The following is a 20,327-nucleotide window of genomic DNA, read 5'->3' on the forward strand; positions in this document are numbered from 1 at the left end:
ATTTTTCGCAAGACAAAATCTGATTGCTTTTTACGTTCGTATGAGATTGACCAGGATGAGCATAAAAAATGAAAGTCCCACCATACAGGCCACCCAGAGCCAGGCCAGCTCCATGTTCCCGGAATCAATCGCCATATAAATGGCAGTCGGAACGGTCTGGGTCCTTCCCGGGATATTGCCCGCAAACATCAGCGTCGCTCCAAACTCGCCTAAAGCTCTGGCAAAGCTTAAGATGCCGCCTGCAACAATGGCTTTTACGGCAAGGGGCACTGAAACATAAAAAAATAGCGCCAACTCCCCCGCACCATCGACTCGTGCTGCCCGCTGAATATCTTCATCGATCGACTCAAAACCGGTTTTCGATGATTGATACATAAGCGGAAATGCGACCACAGAGGAAGCGATCACGGCGGCCCACCAGGTAAACATGACAGGTTGATCAAACAGCCATTCTATCGATTGCCCAACCGGACTGCTGCGGCCGAAAATGACAATCAGCAGAAAACCAACGACAGAGGGGGGCAGGACCAGAGGCAGAAGAAAGAAAGTTTCAACGAGCGTCTTTCCTTTAAATTTTCTATTTGCCATAAAGTTTCCGAGCAGCAGCCCAAAGATCAGGACAAACAAGCTCGATACAGAGGCTATTTCAATTGATAATCGGACGGGTCCCCAGAAATCCTGTGTCATTTATTCACTCAAATCCTTAAATCCATATTCTTTAAACATCTTCATTGATTGATCGTTTTGTATGTAATGATAGAAAAGCGCTGCTTCCTCCGGATGATTACCCGAGCTCACAACCCCAGCCGGATATACGATTGGAGAATGGTCTTGTTCAGCCGCTTCAGCAGCAACCTCGACTTTGTCTGAACGAAGTGCATCGGTTTTATACACGATGCCTGCATCCACATTATTCGTTTCCACATACGTCAGAACCTGCCTCACATCTTTGGCAAAGATTAAGCTGCCTTCAACCTGGTTCCAAACAGATACACTTTCAAGCACCTCTTTCCCGTAGATGCCTGCGGGGACAGAGTCAGGAGTGCCAATGGCAATTCGCTCTGCATGAACGACTTCTTCAAACGACGCAAACTTACCTTGCGCCCCTTTTGGCACGATGAGGACGATTTCATTGCCCAGCAGATCAACTGATTGATCTGAATCAATCAGTCCCTCTTCCACCAGCGGATCAAATGTTTCTGCTGCAGCAGATAGAAACACATCGACTGGCGCCCCCTGAGAGATCTGCTGCTGAAGCGTTCCGGAAGAAGCAAAATTATACTGAATGGTTATGTATGGATAGTCATGCTCAAATTCTGTTTTGATTTTTCTCAATGCATCCTGAAGGCTTGAAGCTGCTGAAATGGTCAGCTCAACGGATTCCTTCTCCTGATTTTCTGTTTCAGGCGAGCAGGCCGCTGTCACCAGCACGACAAACACAAGCAGGAGCATTGGCCGAATTCGTATCATCATGCAGGTTCTTCCCTTCCTGGTTGATATAATTAATTATAGCGAAAGAACATCTGTCTGGACAACGGGAAGCCGCGGTACTGATTTTGCACCTGAAAGACAGCCTTCAGTTAGTTCATTAATACTAAGATTGGAATCAAGATGAGTGAAAAGATAAGCAGCAAACATATCCTTTTATCCAATCGCTTTTGCAGGAAGGGAATTTTTTCTCCGAGCTGATTGAAAACGATTACAATGACTCCGCTAATCCCCATGTAAGTAAATAAAGCAATCAAGCGATTTTCCATCATCGTGTCTACTGTATAGAGAAACCAGCCAAACATGACCATAAAAGCGATTATTTCAAGCAGCGTCACCAACTTCATATCGTATCCTCCCTCACGTTAAGTACAAGAAGAGGTTGAGAACTTTTGAGTCTCAACCTCTTCCAAGTTTATTTTCTATGAAGTAGTTAGTGTTCAGTCTTCTCTATTTGTCTCTTCAGGCTGCGGCCCCTGAGCTGCAGGAGGCTGGGCATCATTTTGAGAGGCTTGTCCCTTTTCTTTTTCAGAAACAACTGTATGGGTATTCCCACGGTTCACTACATCCGAAAGAAGCTTGGAAACATCAATTCCTACGAGTTCCTTTAATGGCTCCTGGAGAGCAACCATTGTCTGAGTGATGCTTTTTCCATAAGCTGAGACACCGTCCCCGTTGCCTGTATCAATAATTTTCACCGAATCAATATTGGATAATGGCTGTGCAATTTTCTCTGCATAAACCGGCAGCATTTCAATGAGTTTCTCTGCCAGAATAACTTCTCCATGCTGGGCAATCGCTTCAGTCAGGAGACGTCTTGATTCCGCTTCCGCTTTACCGCGTTCAAGGATAACCTGTGCTTCAGCAAGACCTTCTTCCCGCTTGATTCTCGCTTTTGCTTCCCCGTCAATTTCAGCTTTGCGCGCGTCTGCTTCTGCTTGTCTCGTAACCGTATAGTAGTCCGCATCTGATTTTGCTCTGCGGATTTTGTTTTCTTCCTCTTCGATTTCTACCTGACGGGAACGTTCATACTGCTGGATGCGCAGCTCTTCTTCTTTGCGCTTAGCTACCAGCCCAAGCTCCTCTTCCTGCACCTGTTTATCAAGCTTTGCTTTTTCTAGCGTGTAGGATTGTTCTGATTTTGCCCGTGCGCGTTCGGTTTCTTCCTTAATAGCCGCATCTTTCAGGTCTTTAATTTTTTGTGCAGCGGCAATTTCCGTTTCGCGCTTGTATTCTTCTTCTTTTGCTTCTTTATCAGAGTTCGCACGCTGAATTCGTGTTTCTTTTTCACTGTTTGCTTCTGCGATCTCTGCCAGCTTACGAACCTCCGCAATTCGTGGACGGCCAAGATTTTCAAGATAACCATTTTCACTGTCTGCATCACGGAGATCTGTCAGCCCAAGTGATGTGATCCTGAATCCCATATCGTCAAGCTGCTTTTGAGCCACGTCTGTTACCTGTGCATTAAACGATTCCCGATCTTCGTTAATTTGCTCAACCGTCATTTTTGATAAAATAGCCCGCAGGTTCGCACTCAGAACCTCTGAGATTTCTTCTTCCAATTCTTCTGATTTTTTTCCGAGAAACTGCTCCGCATAGTTAGCGATTCCTTTGAGCGTATCGGCAACCTTGACCATCGCAACCGCGTCCGCCACAATCGGAACACCGCCGTTTGTATACACTCGGGGAGTGGTCAGTTTGAGCTGAAAGGACGTCAGTTCCACAGGCGTAGCGGTTTGGTGCATTCGTAGTAAATGACCGCCGCCCCGGATAATTTTCATTGAACGTCCTTCTAAATCGGTAAATATATTCGTTTCCTTCTCTGTATCCCCCAATTTAGGTCCTGTAATAATAAGTGCCTGATTCGATCGTGCCGTTCTGTAGCGAATTTTGTAGTAAATAAATACGATGACTCCAACAATCGCCAGCACGACCAAAATGGGAATAATAATCGAGAGTGCCTGAAGCATTTCCATTATGTATTTTCCTCCTTCTATTTGTTTTTCTAAAGATATCCTTCAGAAAAAATAAATGATTCCGACTATATCTACGGAACAAAAGGAGAAAGGTTCCAAATTTAAGTCAACTTTTCCAAACGAATGACAGATAGAATCTATTTAAAAAGATAAAAAGGAACCAGAAGAACACTTACGGATCCCCAAAGTGAAGCGGCCATAATCCACCCTACCATAAAAGGAGTGGTAGCTTTTTGCTTCTTTTCAACGATCCATTTGCTAAACACGAGAATAACAAAGCCAACTAAGATGAAGTAAACTGACAGCCAAAAAGACACGTCCATTCTTTCTCCTCCTCCGTTTTAAAATTGAAATACCCTTTTTTCTTCGGATTAGAACGTTTTGAGCGGGTGCTTATGCCTGTTTTCTTTCGAGCGTTTTATCTGCCTGCCTGTTCCATTTTGGTTTTTGATTTGCAAGAAAAACACCAAGGAAAATCACAGCCAGACCCACCATTAAATTCCTCGAAATCGCCTCTTCCAGCAGAACATGCCCCCAAAGGATTGCAGTCAGGGGAACAAGATACGTTACAGTAGTCGCAAATTCAGCGCCGCCCTCATTAATTAAGTAATAGAAAAGCAGATGAGCAATTCCGGATCCCAGACATCCAAGCCCTATCACAGCAGCAATAAACACCGGATCAATTGCTTCAATTAATACAGCAAAGAAAGATGGAGTGGTAAGGAAAGCCCCAATCCCGCCGATCGCAGCACCAACGAGCAAAGATAAAGCGGTCAGCACAAATACGTTTACTTCTTTTAAATACCTTCTGGAAAATTGAGAAGAAAACCCATAGCAGGCGGCTGCGAGAATCATTGTACCGATCCCGATAAAATGTCCTGTAAAAATCTCTCCAACTTGAAAATCCATCAGGATCAAAATCCCAATGAAGCCTAAGACAATGCCGCCCCACTGCCGTTTATTCAACAGTACAGAAAAAACAGCAAACCCCATCAGCGCAGTAAGAATAGGCGTTGAGGCATTTAATACTGCAGCAGCACTGCTGGTAATTTCAGTCTGACTTAGCGCAATTAATCCCCAGGGCAGCCCTGCATTAAACACACCAACGGTTATAATTGCTTTCCATGGAAGGGGACCCGCTTTTTTTACAGGTTTCTTCTTTAGAAAAAGAACGGGAATCAGGATAACAGCTCCTGCAAGACACCTGATAAAAACGGTCCCCCACACTCCCGCACTTGAAATCAATTCTTCTATAAAGACGAACGAAAGACCCCAAATTAAACTCAATAGAATAAGTGCCCCATATAGCTTCATGATGATTCTCCTTTAAACAAATAAGTTCTTTTACCTTCTTTATTCTACTAATCTATTATTTAGTTGTATTCCATCTGCTTTAATCAGGATCTTTTTAATAACAAAGCCGTGATCTTCTTTACTCATTATACAATAAATACCAATCAGGGAAACCTGCTTACGTTAAAGATTATGGCATATGTAAAAAAAGAGCTTGGGACATAAGTGTCTCAAGCTCTACGACCGGTTCACTTCGCTTCAGGCGTACGCTTTCCGCAGGGACGGCGCTGAGCCTTTTCAGGGCCTTGCCCTGTAAAGTCTCAGCTTGCCGTCATATCCTGCAGGAGTCGCCACCTTCCGCTCCGCTCACCTACTACTAGTAATAAATATATCCTCTTTTTTTAAACTTTTATGAGTTGTGACCCAGCCTCTTTCATTTATGATTCACTTATCGGTAAATCCGATTCATCCGTATCGGTTACTGTACTTGTTTCTCCTAAAGCTTCCATTACCTTATCTTTCATTATTGGAGCAAGCGTCCTGGAGAATGTTGCAGTTAAATGGTTACTATCAAAATGTGTAATGACATTTCCTACTACATAATAGCAGTACTCTTCATCACAAAAGTAATCCGTCAGATCCATGGTTGTCACATTATCCGGGAACGTTTCAATTAGAGACATCGGACTTGGGTCTCTGATCACTTCATCCCGATCCTCTTTACATTCCTCAGGGTTTTCCACGTTATCATTAATACATTTTAATACACTTTGACTATACCACGGTGTATCTCTCACTAAGAAGAGTGGTATGTCATGAGAATCGAATAATTCCCATGCATCTATAAAGCCCTCTGGTACAACGTCGAAGTGATCATCGCCTTTACCAGCGTCACCTACTGAAAAGATTAAATCAGGCTTATCCTCTATCAGTAATTGCGTAACATTGGCGAACCAATCGTTGCACTCCGTGTATTTTGATTCTACTTTTGTTGTGAACCGGCAATTTCCCTTTAGATACGTTTTTATTCGGATATTCTCGTCTTTCATTGCTTCCATTAGCATGGGATGCCAATGAGCAGCATGTGACCCGCCTACCAGTGAAATGGTTTTCGTGTAATTTTCAACGTCTCCATATTCACAAACTCTTGGATCCGTGGCTTTATTACCTAGAATGCAGCTATCAGGATAGATATCTGCTCTGTCCTGAGAAGCATTATCCAACCTTGGCAAAAAGCCAGCATCAAATGGCTGATCTCCTTGCAGATCGTCGGAATACGCTTTGATTAAGGCCCCTGGATTTGAAGGAACAACTACTGGTTCTTCATTTTCCACTAAGTCCGTATCCTCCGCTGCAATCTCTATTGAACCAGAAACATCCTCTGCTTCTTTTTGTTCTAATACGTTATTTTGATACAGCTGAGTTGAGATGAGTAATATACTTGAGAACGCAAGAATAGCCCCAGCAGTTTTCCACACAGGAATTTCCGCCGTTCGAATTGGTTTTTCAATCAGTGCTATGGTTAAATAAGCTAAAATTGCGGCAATCACCATGATTGCTAATCCATTTAAGATAGAAACATTTTCTACATCAAAATATGCATAATAGAAGATTAATAGAGGCCAATGCCATAAATAAAATGCATATGATATCCCGCCAAATTTAACAAACGGCTTCCAGCTCAACACTTTATATGCACTAAATCGTTCTGCGTGATTTCCTGCAATAATAATGAACACTGCAGATAAAACTGGCCACAATGCTGCATAACCCGGGAATACATCTGATACCTGAAATAATATTCCACCACTAAGTAAGCCAATCAATCCAGCCCAGCCCATCACCCAGGCAATTGGTTTCTTCACAGTAATTCTATGAATGACTAAAGACAGAATCCCGCCAATACCAAATTCCCACACTCGTGTAAAGGTGTGATAGTAAGCCACTGGTTGATTAACGCTTGTCAAATAAATGGAATAAGTAAGTGATGCTGCAATTACAATACTAATTGTAGCAATAAGTATTTTTTTCATATCGATTTTTAAGAGTTTTCTTAAAGAAACTGCAACAAAAAACAGGATCAGCCACAGCAAGTAAAATTGAAACTGTATGCTCAATGCCCAAAAATGCTGATAGGGTGAAGCGTCGTTATTTTGTGCTAAATAATCAACTGCATCGATCGCTAATCTCCAATTTTGAAAATAAAAAGCAGATGCTAAAAATTCACTTAAAACTTGGTATCTTGTAAAAAGCGGCAGCAGAACCAAGCTTGCTAAAAAAGTAATAATACCAATCACCCATGCAGTTGGTATTAATCGTTTTAACAGTTTAACTACGTATGAAAAATATAAAATCTTTCCGTTTCTCTTGTACATGGATAAAAGAGAGGTGGTTATTAAAAATCCAGAGACTACAAAAAATACATCAACTCCGCCAGAAACACGGTTAAACCATATATGATAAATGGCAACCAGTATGGCCGCTATAGCACGCAAGCCCTCCAGCTCCGCACGAATCTTTCTTTGCTTAGGCATGTCCTGCAAATAATTTCACTCCCATTACAATAATAACAAACACGTTACTTATGGTATCATATTTAATACATGTTGTCATAATATGTATGAAGATTTATCAATTTTTGAAGAATAGCAGAGAAATTACATGACTGATAAGTTAACAAATCTACTAGCTAGACTTAATCTATCAAACCTTTTTCATGAAAATTTGATTATGTTGGTGAACTATTTCTGTATCTCACTATGGTCGTGGTCACCACTTGCCACATCATCAAAACGAAAATTATTAAAAGCCAAAAAGCCATGAACGTAGACCTCTGTATCCAAAGGTTTACATTCATAGCACAAAAAATTTCATGTACCTGGTCTTTCTGCTAATCCTCTTATTTGCTATTGTGGACGTGAAGACACCCTGAGAGATACAAAGATTAGTATCAAGGCAATCGCTGACACAAACCAAATCATATTCTCATTTAAAAGCAGCAGCTGATTTGCACCAAACGCTTCTAATGCAACAGCCGGTATTTTCCCTATAGCACTTGCCGCAATAAAAGACAGAGCCCCCATGGAGCTTGTTGCTGCCAGCAATGTAACAAGTCCTGAAGGCATGAAAGGCAGCAAGCGCAGGGCTAGGACTAAACCAAATGCTTTTATCCCCTTCAACTGCTCAAATCGTTTAAACCACTTAACATATTTGGTTTTTCCACGCTCTTTCAATAACAGAATACCTTTTTTATATAGATAAAAGCTGACAATTGCTCCTAAAACCTCTCCTGCAAATGAAATAAACAAGCCCTGCTCAAAACCAAAAAAAGCGATATTCGCTGTTGTAAGAAAGAAACTGGGGATAACGGCGAACACACTTATCACTACGTTTGCAAGCAGACTGATGCCAATAGCCAGCGAAGGATGCTGTTGAAACCATTCTATTAAAATCGTATCCAGGTTTCTTTCACCCTTTCTAAAAATCACTTCGTATTTATTTTACACAATAACAAACTGATTGGGGGATTATTGAAAGAATAATAAATAACCTGGAACAATTGTGTGTCACTTCGCTTCAGGCGGGGACGATTTCTTTAAAATTTCTACTCCACTCAAATAATGAGTTTATTCTACTGATCAGTCGTATGCTCTATATTAATAGCTCATACTCAAATACTTTTCTAATTTCAAATAAAAAACCTTTTCATTACAACTCTTGTAATGAAAAGGTTTTTGGATTGGACATGCAATTTAAACTTCCCTCTATCTTCTCCCGCAAGTAAACGCCATTCTAAATTTGATAAAGTCATACATCAAAGCTGCTTTTCTGCCTTGTTCTGTATGAGGGTTTGCATGTTTTGACAGCTGCTCGAGAAACGCACGGTCACACTCGCATCTCGAGCCGCCTCGTTCATAGCATTCATCGTGGGCTTTGCAGCAGGCATCGACTTCGTTAACCGGTGCTCCGGGACCGCTGCATCCTGGTCCGCACCAGTTGTATCCAGGAAAGAGGCACAGGCCTGGCCGGTTCCTTTTTCTATCCATCATATTTCACTTCCCCTATTTAACGGTACTACTTTACTATATGCATGGATCAAGAATCTGCCTTGTGCATCTGCCTATTCGAAAGTCTTATTTTTACGTTTACAAGAATTTGCACTTTGTATGGTAATGTTTCAGGATTCAACTTAAGTGGAAAGCTATGTAATAAGAAGAATGATGAGGAGAGGATCTGTCCAATGAAGGCAATTGATGAGTATTTTCCAAAAACCTATGAAGAATCACGCGAGGTTTTTCGCAAGAATTTTGACATCATAAAAGCACTATGGCCAAATGCGGAGCTGACTTCGCACTCTATTGGAAAAGAAGAAGACAACACGATTGATATGATTTACGCCGAGGGTACTGAAACGAATGAACGCGTACTGTTTATGACTTCAGGCGAGCATGGAATTGAAGGCTATGCAGGAGCTGCGATGCTTGATGTGTTCGTCAGTGAGCTTGCAGATTTGGTAGATGCCAAACGGACAGGCATCTGCTTAATTCATGCACTCAATCCCTGGGGAATGAAGCATTTCAGACGTGTGACTGAAAACAATGTAGATTTAAACCGTAATTATTTAGTTGATTCAAGCATGCCTGAAGACATAAATAAAGAATATGAACGTTTACTTAAGCTATTTCTCCCGGACGGCAAGATTAAAAGTTACATCGTGGAAGAGTCAGAAATTCGCAATCATATGTCAAAAGGCGTTGTTGCAGAAGGCTACAGCGGTCTGATGGAAGCAAAAGGCATGGGGCAATTTGAATTTCCTACAGGGGTTTATTATGGAGGAAAAGAAAAAGAAGAGTCGGCCATCTTTTTAAGTTCCATTCAGCGAAAATTGTTGTCTACATTCAGCAAGGTCATACACATGGACTGGCACACAGCTCTTGGACCTACGAAGGAAGTCACAATGGTCATGAGCGAAACCGATGGCCGCAGTGAAAAAGAGCTGAAGAAGGAATACGGTCTGAAGAATGTAAAAACATTCAGCCCCGCTGATGTGAAAGGCGATTCAACCAATCATTTTTATGAAGTTAAGAACCTTGAGTTTCCCCAAACAAGGCTTTTCTCTGCTCTTTTTGAATTTGGCACCTTTGGCACAAGCATGTCTGCCACCATTCGTGAATTCTTAACGATTACGCTCGAGAATAGGCTTTATCATGAAGGAGCAGAGCATGAAGAAGACCGCCAGAAAATTCTCAGTGAATTTAAAGCTATGTTCTACCCGGATGAACATGATTGGAGAATGGCTGTTCTCACAGAAGGACGCAATGCAATAAAAGGAGTCTTTCAAGCAGAAGGTCTTTACACAATAAGAGGGTAAATAGAAAACAAAAAAAACCTCCATTCGCCTTGCGAATGGAGATTTTTCACTTTAAGTATTTGCGAATTCTTATAAAGAAAGAGACAAAAAGCCTTGTCTCCGTTATCGTTCTCTAACGATGGTTCCGGCAAAGACATCGTGAGGAAGTACAGCTCCTGCTTCCCCTTCGAATGAAGAGCGGTTCTTCCACAGGTCAAGTGTGCTTTTCGTGTCCCGGTACAGTAATCTCTTAAAAATCTGTTCCGTCGTCAGATCCGAACCTTCCTCGCTTTCAAGTGCGATTCCCATTTTTTTATAGCCGATTGTCTGGCCGCCGCAATGAAGCTGAGCGTACTCAAGTCCCCACATAACAACCGTTGGGGTAACGAGCGTATGAACCAGCTCGTTTTTTACTTTTTTACGGAGAAGATATTCAACCCCCGCTGTCACGACACTTGAGATGGCCAGATCAATTAAAATAGCTTTCGTGCGTTTTTTCGTTATAGATTCCATAGAAACCCTCCTATATTTTCTAGTTATTTCCTAAGTATAGCAAAGTCGTGAAGTCAGACAAAAAAATAACCAGTAACTCTTCTTATTTCCAGAAGGGTTACCAGTTTATAGTTGGTAAGTCTTATCCTGATTTTTTAAGAATTTGCCCACATGACCAAACTAGCACAGCCGAGCACTTCTTCCGGTTTTCCTACCTGTTTGATAACTCCTTTTTCAATAAAGACGACACGATCAGCAATGGCCTTTGCATCCGCCTGATCATGCGTGACAAAAATAGAGGTAATCCCTGTCTTTTTTAATATCCCGCGAAGCTCATCTCTTATTTTGATTTGCAGATTTGCATCAAGATTCGAAAATGGCTCATCAAAGATCAGAAGTGAAGGGGCAGGTGCAAGTGCACGGGCCAGGGCCACACGCTGCTGCTGTCCACCGCTCAGTTCATATGGATAACGATTTTTGTAACTGGTCATATTGATCAATTCAAGCATTTCTTCCATTCTTTGTTGTTTTTCTCGGCGGCTCATTTTCTTTAACCCATACTTTATATTTTTTTCCACTGTCATATGAGGGAAAAGTGCATAATCCTGAAACACCATTCCTACGCCGCGTTTTTCAGGAGGCATTACATGATTTCCACCGAAAATCACATCATTATTTATAGTGATGGAACCACTTTTAGGTGTTTCCAGCCCTGACAGAAGACGCAGAATGGTACTTTTCCCGCTCCCGCTTTCTCCAAGAATCGTAATGATTTCCCCCTGCTCAATCGTTAATGAAAAATCTTTTAATACAGGCTCTGCAGCATTTTTATACTGATACTGAAGATTTTTTATTTGAACGAACATTACGCCGGCTCCTTTTCAAGTAATTTGTGGGAAACAAAAATAAAAATACCGCTGACAATGATAATCAAAATAGAAGCAAGAGCCGCTTCATGAACTCTTTCATCGTTTGCATACTTATAGGCCTGAGTAGCCAGCGTAGCAAAGTTAAAGGGCTGTAAGAAGAGCGTTAGCGGCAGCTCCTTTAATACATCAATAAAGACCAGGATAAACCCGCCAAAGATCGCCGGTTTCATCATGGGAAGGTCCACTTTAAAAAAAGTTTTAACTGTAGAAAACCCTAGTGTGCGTGAGGCTTCAGTGTAGGTATTTCCCATTTTTTCATAGCCTGCGTCGATCGCATTGTACCCAATCGCAAGGAAACGGATGATATAAGCAGATACCAGCATGACAAGACTGGTTCTAAGAATGATTACCGGTTCCATCTGAAGGGTTTGGTACAAATCAGCCAAATAGCCATCGAGTGCAACAAAAATGGTGATAATCGAAATCGCGATAGCTGCCCCTGGTATAGAGTATCCGAGCGTTGTGACTCGTGAAATGAATGATGTTAAAAGGCTTTTATGAAGTCTTGTGTAATTCCCGATTATCAATGCAATTATCACAATAAGTATCGAAGCAATGGATGCAATAAAAACAGATTGATAAATCAGCTGAATAAATTCACTGCTATAGACTGATTCAAATGTTAAAAACGCCCAGTACAAAAGCTGAGTGAAGGGAATTAGAAAAGCAACGCCAAAAATTAAAAAACAATATCCTGCGAGCAGCCAGGCTTTAACACCTCTTAATTTTTTCGGCTGAATCGGCTTGACTTTTGTCGTGGAGAAACTGTAGCGCCTTCTCCCTCTGCTGAATTTTTCAAGTAGCAGGATGAAGATCACGAGAAACATTAAGGCACCAGCAAGCTTAAGAGCAGAGTCCAGGTCCTTCATGCCATACCATGTCCTGAAAATCGCAGTACTAAAGGTTTGAATTCCGAAATAGTTTGCCACACCATAGTCATTCAGCACCTCTAAAACCACCAGTGTAACACTCCCCACAATGGCTGCTCTTGAAATTGGCAAAATTACACGAAAAAATGTTTCAAAAGAGCTGCTGCCAAGTAAACGGGCATTTTCGATAATTGAAGAAGATTGATTTTGAAGAAATGCTTTTGTTATCGTATAAACGTACGGAAAGAGGAAAATAGAAAAAATAAAAATGGCGCCCTGGTTATTCATAATTGAAAAGTAGTCCTGGTTCACCGTCACATCGAAGTTATTTCTAAGCGTACTTTGTATGATGCCTGTATAGTTAATTAGTCCGTGGTAAGCATATGCCCCAATATAGGGCGGAATGGCAAGCGGCAAGATCAGCGCCCACTTAAAAAAGCGTTTGAAGGGAAATTCAAACATGGTAACAAACCATGCAAGACTGACTCCGATCATCATTGAAAAAAGAGCGGTAAAGCTTAGTAAAATAACTGTATTTGTAATGTATTCCTTCAACAAATACTCTTTAATATGCTGCCAGTTTTCATTCGATTCCGTGAAAACATTCACCGCAATTAATCCGTTTGGAATCAAAATGATAGCAATAAAAATCAGGCTGAGAATAGCCCATATATTCAATTTGGATTTAATCGTTCTGACTACTAGTCTCATCTTTCGCACCCTCATGCTGTCCATCATTAATTAAGATAATAGAGATTGAAAATCATTATCAATAAAACCAATATAACCGTACCACAATTACGCGGCACGGTCTATTGTCTATTGTTTCCCTATTTCCAGGCAGCCTGGTCAAACAGGCGGATGGCTTCCTGCTGGTTTTCCCCTAAAACAGACAAATTCAAATCCTGTTCTTTAAATTCGCCCCACGACTCAAGCAACCCTGTTACTTCAACATTCGGATTAACCGGATATTCATAATTGGCTGCTGCAAACTCTTCCTGAGATGCTTCGCTAGATAGATATTCCATCAACTGAATGGCTGCATCCGAATTTTTAGCGTGCTTTGTCATCGAAATACCGCTGATGTTCACATGCGTACCCGTTGTATCCTGGTTTGGGAAAAAGATGCCAACTGATTCAGCTACTTTTACTTCTTCCTCATCCTCTGAATTAAGCATGCCTCCAATGTAATACGTATTCATAATAGCAACGTCCGCCTGGCCGGCTGCGACTGCCTTTGCCTGATCACGATCCCCGCCCTGAGGTTCAATCGCCATGTTGTTTACGATCCCTTCTGCCCATGCAGCAGCTTCTTCAGAACCATTTAGTTCAATGAATGAAGCCAGAAGAGAAATATTATACATATTACTTGAAGAACGGACAGCAATCCGGTCTTCCCATTCAGGCTCCGTCAACGCTTCATAAGTGGATAGCTCTGATGGATCTACACGCTCTTTGTCATACACGATGACACGCGCCCGTTTTGTTAAGCCAAACCATTCATTGTCTGCATCACGAAATTTTTCAGGAATGTTTTCAGCCAGTACGTCGCTATCTACCGGCTGCAACAGCTCACTCTCACTTGCTGAGTGGAGATTTCCTGCATCAGCGGTAATAAACAAATCAGCTTCTGTACTCTCCCCCTCCTGATTTAACCGCTCAATCAGCTCATCGCCGCTTCCTTCAACGACGTTTACTTCAATTCCAGTCTCTTCTGTAAAGGCATCATATAAAGCCTGATCCGTTTCGTAGTGACGGCTTGTATACAAGTTAACCTCGCCAGCCTCTTCAGATCCTGCATCATCTGAAGCAGTCGTATCCTCAGAATCCGTTTCTTCTGTATTACTATTTCCACAAGCTGCGATAACAACAGATAGTGAAAGAATAAGCAATGCAAATAAAGACATACGTACAAATCTAGTCATTATGTAATCCTCCTATTGGTGTAGTAGTGCTTCTGAACACGTTAATCGAGAATGATTATCAAAATCACAAGCAAGTTTAGTATACCTTTAATTGAGAAAGGTTGTCAATTACACTTGGGAGAAAATTATCAAAAAAAAAGACTGGAACTTTGTAGTCGTCCCAGCCTCTTTTTACATCGATTATTTTGTATTCCTGGCCACCAGGAAAAAGCGGTGCTCGAGCGTTTCAATAAACCCCCGTTCAAGCAGCATCTCCTGAAGGCTTTTTAATCGTTCAAAATGAGTTTCAACTGAAAAACCCGGAAACTCCCATTCCAGGATTTTCGCATAATAGACGATCGCTGCCACATCATAAAAGCGCATAAAAGGAAATGCTTCCTGCTGGGCTTCTATGATAAACCCATGAGCCAAAAATTTTTCCTTTTCGTTTTGCAGAAAAAGACCAGGGTATTCCGGCTGAAAATCTTCAATTAAAAACCGGGATAGCCACTCATTATTTCGGCCGCCTACCTGCTGGGTAATAAACCGGCCGCCAGGTTTTAAGATACGGCGCACTTCCGAGATATCATAGGCTTCGTGCCGGTTGATAACCAGATCAAATGCATTGTCTTCAAAAGGCAGCACTGCATCCTCAAACACCTGCTCCACCCGAATACCAAGCGGTGCAAGCTTTTCCTTGCAAAGCTTTACATTTGGCTCCCACGCTTCCGTAACCGTCGTATTGTCATATGGATGACCGAGCTCAAGTAAAAATTCACCGCCGCCCGTTCCCATATCCAGCAGCTGATCTTTCGGCTTTATATGAGCCAAAACGATTTGTTTGTACTCCCATGGCAGTGGATCTTCTGACACACTTGCCGCAATTCTGGAAAAATCCCATCCGGTAAAACCGGCTTTCTGTGCTACCATCCATTCCTTCTTTAACTCTGTTTCTCTCATATCTGCCACTCCATTTCTTATTTTTTATAAATACAGAAATGGCACAGCAGCCTGACAGCCTTCTATTCTAAAGCTTGGTACAATCTGCTATCAGATCTACTGCACCAAGCCGTTACCTCGAATCCATCCCATAGATGGCCACCCCTTTCAATCTCGCAAAATATTTATATAGAATCATTCCTATAGACTGTTCAAAAAAAGCACATATCCCTCCAAGGAATGTGCCCAACGTATACTTAATCTGTTTCCTCTATTTCCAAAATCTCGTGTTCTCCAGTGTCCCCGATATAGATAGGGCCATTCGCGTGATCAATCCGGATTGCCCATTCGTAAGGAACAGACAGTCGTCTGCACACACCTCTCCAAAATGCGCTTGAATCGGTTTCAAACTCACGAAACTCTTTTAAAATCTCCTTATAGGAAACCCCATCAAAACGAATATTCATGTCCTGCAGTCTCATAAACGCCATATGTCTGATTTCAAGTGCAGCGGCTATTTCCATTTCTTCTTCTGTTGCTTCTCCAATAATGGTTCCCGGAGGAGGCAATATGGCATAAACATTTTCTGTTTCTTCAATAGGGTCTTGATTACCAAACAATTTAGAGCCTTTTCGATTGCGCATGAATTCAACTCCCAAAGCATTTACATTGAGTATACCTGATGCAAAAACATAATGTAAACGCTCTTTTACAGGTTTTCAACCCGCAGACAGGAAGCTCCATTACCAGAAAACTTAAACTGCTCTTCTTTCCGCTTACCCATTAAATGTCTGAAGCAACTCAGGGAGCTCTGCTAATCCATTTATTTTCCCCTCAAAATCTTCCACCTCACCAAAGCCGTACGCTGCATAAATAAAGGGGATTCCAGCGGCGCGGGCAGCATTCCGGTCTCCCTGTGTGTCCCCTACATAAACCGGATTTTCCAGCCCATTTCGCTGCATGATTAAGGAAATGTTTTCACCTTTTGACAGACCGGTTCTTCCCGGATTTTCAAAGTCGGTGAAAAAGTGATTCAGTTTATGATAGTGATAAAAAGCTTCAATATAGCCATCCTGGCAATTACTTACGATAAAGAGACGGTAGGATGTATGCAGCTCTTTGAGGGTGCTTTCCAGTTCCGGGTACAGTTCTCCTCCATGCTCTGCCACGTACGGATTCTCAATCGCTATGCAGTCGTCCATCAGTTTTATTTGCTCCTGCTCATTTAATTCTGAGAATAAAATCTTCGCAATCTCATGCATTTGAAGCCCCATTGTTTTGGTCAAATCTTCTTTTGTCAGCACTTTATTGTATCCCTGCTCTTTTAACGCCTGGTTCCACGACGTCAGAACGGTCTCTCTTGGATCCCACAGGGTGCCGTCGAGGTCAAAAATAATACTGTCCATTGAACATTCTCCTTTATATATCAGATGTTCACTCTTTACCCTTTTAACACCGGTCTATATCCCCCGGCTCAACTTTTTCCTTCAAAAAGACCATCCAGAAGCACGGAATAATGAACCATTTCTTAAAAAGTTTGAAAAACTGGTGACGGTCCATACTGGTTAGTAGAAAATGGCCGTATTTCCTGATCGTTTACTCTTTACTGCACCGCCTTAAATAAGGTAAAGTAAAAGACGGTTCAAACCCATCAGGTTATTCCTGCAAAATAAAATGATAGGTGGAAAAAAAAGTGAATTATCGAGTTTTATTATATTATCATTACACAACGATTGAAGATCCGGCTGCTTTTTCTGAAGAGCATTTAGCTTATTGTAAAGAGCTTGGTCTCAAAGGCCGTATTTTAGTAGCGAACGAAGGAATAAACGGGACTTGCTCAGGTACGATTGAGCAGACTGAAGCCTATATGGAAGCAATGAAAAATCATCCTCTTTTTGAAGGAATTGTTTTCAAAATAGATGAGGCTGAAGGGCATACCTTTAAGAAAATGCATGTCCGCCCCCGTCCGGAACTAGTTCATTTAAGTCTGGAAGATGATATAAATCCAAATGAATTAACCGGGAATTATTTGTCTCCAAAAGAATTTTACGAAGAAATGCAGCGTGAGGACACCATTGTTCTCGACGCTCGAAACACATATGAATATGATGTCGGTCATTTCCGCGGCGCGATCCGGCCTGATGTGGAAACATTCCGCGACCTGCCAAATTGGGTGCGTGATAACCGGGAACTGCTGGATGGCAAACGGGTCCTCACCTACTGTACAGGGGGCATCCGCTGCGAAAAATTTTCCGGCTGGCTGGTGCGCGAAGGCTTTGAAGATGTGGGCCAGCTGCACGGCGGCATTGCCACATACGGAAAAGACCCTGAAGTAAAAGGACAGCTATGGGACGGTCAAATGTACGTATTTGATGAGCGCCTGACGGTTCCGATTAATCAGGTTGAACATGTGGTGGTTGGGAAAGATCACTTTGACGGTACACCTTGCGAACGATATATCAACTGTGCAAACCCTGAGTGTAATAAACAAATTATTACATCAGAAGAAAATGAAGCCAAACACCTTGGCGGATGTACGATGGAATGCACTAAGCATGAACGCAACCGCTACATTGTGCGTCATGAGCTTTCTGAAGAAGAAGCCGCTTTCCGCATCGCGGAATTGGAAAAAGAATTGACAGCTAAATAAGTTAGAATGCCGGAACCTCACAAGAAGTGGGGTTCTTTTTATTTGCATATTATTTTCAATGATAGAAGGAATTGAGAATGAATGAAAACATTTCTCTTTACTTTCTCTTTCCTAGTTTATTATAATTATAAAGTAAGAACGATTATTAGACGATTATTTATAAAATTTATTTACTATATTACTATTTCGGGAGGAGATCGAAGAATGGATCACAACGAAAATAACAATGCTGGGAAATGCCCTTTTTCTGAAGGACAATCTCAAGAGAAAACGCATGAAGAAAGTGCCATCACAACCGCAAAGGTAGGAACCTCCAATAAAGACTGGTGGCCGAATCAATTAAACCTGCACATCCTTCATCAGCATGATAAAAAGACGAATCCAATGGGAGAAGATTTTGATTATGCTGAGGAATTTAAGAAACTGGATTATGAAGCACTGAAAAAGGATCTTCATACTCTGATGACAGACAGCCAGGACTGGTGGCCTGCTGACTACGGACATTATGGTCCATTTTTTATTCGTATGTCCTGGCATGCAGCCGGTACGTATCGAACAGGAGACGGACGCGGCGGCGGTGCAACAGGTCAGCAGCGGTTTGCACCATTAAACAGCTGGCCGGATAATGCCAATCTGGATAAAGCACGACGTCTGCTATGGCCGATTAAGCAAAAATACGGCAATAAGATCTCATGGGCCGATTTGCTTGTTTTAACAGGCAATGTTGCGCTTGAATCCATGGGCTTAAAGACATTTGGTTTTGGCGGCGGACGCCCTGATGTTTGGCACCCTGAAGAAGATATTTACTGGGGGAACGAAAAAGAATGGCTCGGTGACAATCGCTACTCCGGCGACCGCGAACTCGAGAACCCTCTCGCAGCCGTTCAAATGGGATTGATTTATGTAAATCCTGAGGGTCCTAACGGCAAGCCCGACCCTCTTGCAAGTGCGCGTGATATCCGTGAAACCTTTGCCCGCATGGGAATGAACGATGAAGAAACCGTTGCGCTGACTGCTGGCGGTCATACATTCGGCAAGGCGCACGGCGCAGGAAATCCTGAAAAAGTAGGCGCTGCACCTGAAGCGGCTGATATTGAAACACAAGGGCTCGGCTGGCTGAGTTCACACGGCAGCGGTAAAGGACGCGATACCATCACAAGCGGGATCGATGGTGCATGGACTGCGAACCCGACGCAATGGGACAACGGATATTATGATCTATTATTTGGCTATGAGTGGGAGCTGACGAAGAGCCGTTCAGGTGCCTATCAATGGACGCCAGTCAATCCGAAGGACGAGGATCTTGCACCGGATGCAGAAGATGCGTCCATCAAGGTTCCTACAATGATGACTACGGCTGATATGGCCATGCGCATGGACCCTGATTACGAAAAAATTTCGCGCAGATTCCATCAAAATCCGGATCAATTTGCTGAAGCCTTCTCCCGTGCCTGGTTTAAACTGCTTCACCGCGACATGGGACCAAAAGATCGCTATCTCGGTCCGGAAGTTCCTGAGGAAGAACTGATCTGGCAGGATCCGGTGCCAAAAGTTGACTATACCTTAACGGAAAAAGAAGTGAACGAACTTAAGGAAACGATCCTAAACTCAGAGCTGACAGTGAGTGAGCTTGTGACAACGGCCTGGGCTTCTGCAAGCACCTTCCGCGGCTCAGATAACCGCGGCGGCGCAAATGGCGCCCGCATCCGTCTTGCACCGCAAAAAGACTGGGAAGCAAATGAACCTGAGCAGCTGGCTAAAGTCTTATCTGTCTATGAAAACATTCAAAAAGAACTTGATAAGAACGTCAGCATCGCTGATTTGATCGTACTTGGCGGAACAGCAGCGGTAGAAAAAGCAGCAAGAGACGCAGGGGTTTACCTTTCGATCCTTTTTACTCCGGGACGCGGGGATGCCACACAGGAACAAACGGATGTAGACGGCTTTGACGTACTGGAGCCAGTTTCTGACGGCTTCCGCAACTATCAGCAAAAGGAATACAGTGTCAGCCCGGAAGAAATGCTGGTAGACAAAGCACAGCTGTTAAACCTTTCTGCACCTGAAATGACGGCCCTGATCGGCGGTATGCGTGTACTTGGAACGAATCATAGCGGAACCAAACATGGCGTATTCACCGACCGTGTCGGCACACTCACAAACGATTTCTTCGTGAACCTGCTAGATATGGGCATCGAGTGGAAACCAGCAGGGTTTAACCTTTATGAAGGAAAAGACCGCAATACAGGTGAAGTCGTGCGCACAGCGACACGCTTTGACCTTGTATTTGGTTCAAATTCCGTCCTTCGTGCCATCGCAGAAGTGTATGCACAAGACGACAACAAAGAAAAGCTTGTACGCGACTTTGCAGCGGCATGGGTGAAAGTAATGAATGCAGATCGTTTTGATCTGAACTAAGAGCTTAATTATCCGTCTAAAA

At 42.6% G+C, this 20,327-nt stretch carries 19 protein-coding genes; 3 read left to right on the forward strand and 16 right to left on the reverse strand.

Annotated elements, in window-relative coordinates; all coding sequences use genetic code 11:
• Positions 1-30: 30 nt before the first annotated feature.
• The 9 genes from modB to P6709_RS11235 all read right to left on the reverse strand — a co-directional run bounded on the left by modB (position 31) and on the right by P6709_RS11235 (position 8,806).
• Positions 31-687: a molybdate ABC transporter permease subunit gene (gene modB / locus P6709_RS11195; protein ID WP_278241011.1), complete on the reverse strand. Its 657-nt coding sequence runs from the start codon at positions 685-687 to the stop codon at positions 31-33.
• A complete protein-coding gene (modA, locus tag P6709_RS11200) occupies positions 688-1,473 on the reverse strand; it encodes a molybdate ABC transporter substrate-binding protein (protein ID WP_278241012.1) in 786 nt (261 codons plus the stop codon). It abuts the gene before it with no gap.
• Positions 1,474-1,580: 107 nt separating this feature from the next.
• Positions 1,581-1,835, reverse strand: a complete 255-nt coding sequence (locus P6709_RS11205) for a hypothetical protein (protein ID WP_278241013.1) — start codon at positions 1,833-1,835, stop codon at positions 1,581-1,583.
• A gap of 93 nt (positions 1,836-1,928) precedes the next feature.
• Positions 1,929-3,464 carry a flotillin family protein gene (locus tag P6709_RS11210; protein ID WP_278241014.1) on the reverse strand — a complete coding sequence of 512 codons (1,536 nt, stop codon included), beginning with the start codon at positions 3,462-3,464 and terminating at the stop codon, positions 1,929-1,931.
• A 137-nt stretch (positions 3,465-3,601) separates the two neighbouring features.
• Entirely contained in the window at positions 3,602-3,787 is a 186-nt protein-coding gene (locus P6709_RS11215) for a hypothetical protein (RefSeq protein ID WP_278241015.1), read from the reverse strand.
• A 70-nt stretch (positions 3,788-3,857) separates the two neighbouring features.
• Positions 3,858-4,778, reverse strand: coding sequence for a DMT family transporter (locus tag P6709_RS11220; RefSeq protein ID WP_278241016.1), 921 nt, complete (start codon positions 4,776-4,778; stop codon positions 3,858-3,860).
• 416 nt (positions 4,779-5,194) lie between these two features.
• A complete protein-coding gene (locus P6709_RS11225; RefSeq protein WP_278241066.1) occupies positions 5,195-7,291 on the reverse strand; it encodes an acyltransferase family protein in 2,097 nt (698 codons plus the stop codon).
• A gap of 372 nt (positions 7,292-7,663) precedes the next feature.
• Positions 7,664-8,245, reverse strand: coding sequence for a TVP38/TMEM64 family protein (locus tag P6709_RS11230; protein WP_278241017.1), 582 nt, complete (start codon positions 8,243-8,245; stop codon positions 7,664-7,666).
• 276 nt (positions 8,246-8,521) lie between these two features.
• Complete coding sequence (locus tag P6709_RS11235) at positions 8,522-8,806, reverse strand: phospholipase (RefSeq protein ID WP_336618997.1); 285 nt, start codon at positions 8,804-8,806, stop codon at positions 8,522-8,524.
• A gap of 191 nt (positions 8,807-8,997) precedes the next feature.
• Here P6709_RS11235 and P6709_RS11240 point away from each other — a divergent pair, with 191 nt between their 5' ends.
• Positions 8,998-10,128, forward strand: coding sequence for a M14 family metallopeptidase (locus P6709_RS11240; protein ID WP_278241018.1), 1,131 nt, complete (start codon positions 8,998-9,000; stop codon positions 10,126-10,128).
• Between the two features lie 102 nt (positions 10,129-10,230).
• Here the strand turns inward: P6709_RS11240 and P6709_RS11245 are convergent, their stop codons facing one another.
• From P6709_RS11245 to P6709_RS11275, 7 genes are all read right to left on the reverse strand, one after another.
• Entirely contained in the window at positions 10,231-10,620 is a 390-nt protein-coding gene (locus P6709_RS11245) for an RDD family protein (RefSeq protein ID WP_278241019.1), read from the reverse strand.
• A 134-nt stretch (positions 10,621-10,754) separates the two neighbouring features.
• On the reverse strand, positions 10,755-11,465 hold the full coding sequence (locus tag P6709_RS11250) for an ABC transporter ATP-binding protein (protein WP_278241020.1): 711 nt from the start codon (positions 11,463-11,465) through the stop codon (positions 10,755-10,757).
• A complete protein-coding gene (locus P6709_RS11255; RefSeq protein ID WP_278241021.1) occupies positions 11,465-13,108 on the reverse strand; it encodes an ABC transporter permease in 1,644 nt (547 codons plus the stop codon). Before P6709_RS11255 ends, P6709_RS11250 begins: the two co-directional genes overlap by 1 nt.
• Before the next feature lie 119 nt (positions 13,109-13,227).
• The gene (locus P6709_RS11260; RefSeq protein WP_278241022.1) at positions 13,228-14,322 is read right to left on the reverse strand and encodes a Fe(3+) ABC transporter substrate-binding protein; all 1,095 of its coding nucleotides are present in this window, start codon (positions 14,320-14,322) and stop codon (positions 13,228-13,230) included.
• Between the two features lie 180 nt (positions 14,323-14,502).
• Positions 14,503-15,261 carry a class I SAM-dependent methyltransferase gene (locus tag P6709_RS11265; RefSeq protein WP_278241023.1) on the reverse strand — a complete coding sequence of 253 codons (759 nt, stop codon included), beginning with the start codon at positions 15,259-15,261 and terminating at the stop codon, positions 14,503-14,505.
• Positions 15,262-15,497: 236 nt separating this feature from the next.
• Positions 15,498-15,884, reverse strand: a complete 387-nt coding sequence (locus tag P6709_RS11270; RefSeq protein ID WP_278241024.1) for a hypothetical protein — start codon at positions 15,882-15,884, stop codon at positions 15,498-15,500.
• Positions 15,885-16,016: 132 nt separating this feature from the next.
• The gene (locus tag P6709_RS11275; protein ID WP_278241025.1) at positions 16,017-16,646 is read right to left on the reverse strand and encodes an HAD family hydrolase; all 630 of its coding nucleotides are present in this window, start codon (positions 16,644-16,646) and stop codon (positions 16,017-16,019) included.
• Positions 16,647-16,933: 287 nt separating this feature from the next.
• Between P6709_RS11275 and trhO the strand changes: the two genes are divergently transcribed.
• Positions 16,934-17,890, forward strand: a complete 957-nt coding sequence (trhO, locus tag P6709_RS11280; RefSeq protein WP_278241026.1) for an oxygen-dependent tRNA uridine(34) hydroxylase TrhO — start codon at positions 16,934-16,936, stop codon at positions 17,888-17,890.
• A gap of 204 nt (positions 17,891-18,094) precedes the next feature.
• Positions 18,095-20,305: a catalase/peroxidase HPI gene (gene katG / locus P6709_RS11285; RefSeq protein ID WP_278241027.1), complete on the forward strand. Its 2,211-nt coding sequence runs from the start codon at positions 18,095-18,097 to the stop codon at positions 20,303-20,305.
• Positions 20,306-20,327 lie beyond the last annotated feature (22 nt).

This window comes from Jeotgalibacillus sp. ET6, from assembly GCF_029667115.1.
GTDB lineage: Bacteria > Bacillota > Bacilli > Bacillales > Jeotgalibacillaceae > Jeotgalibacillus.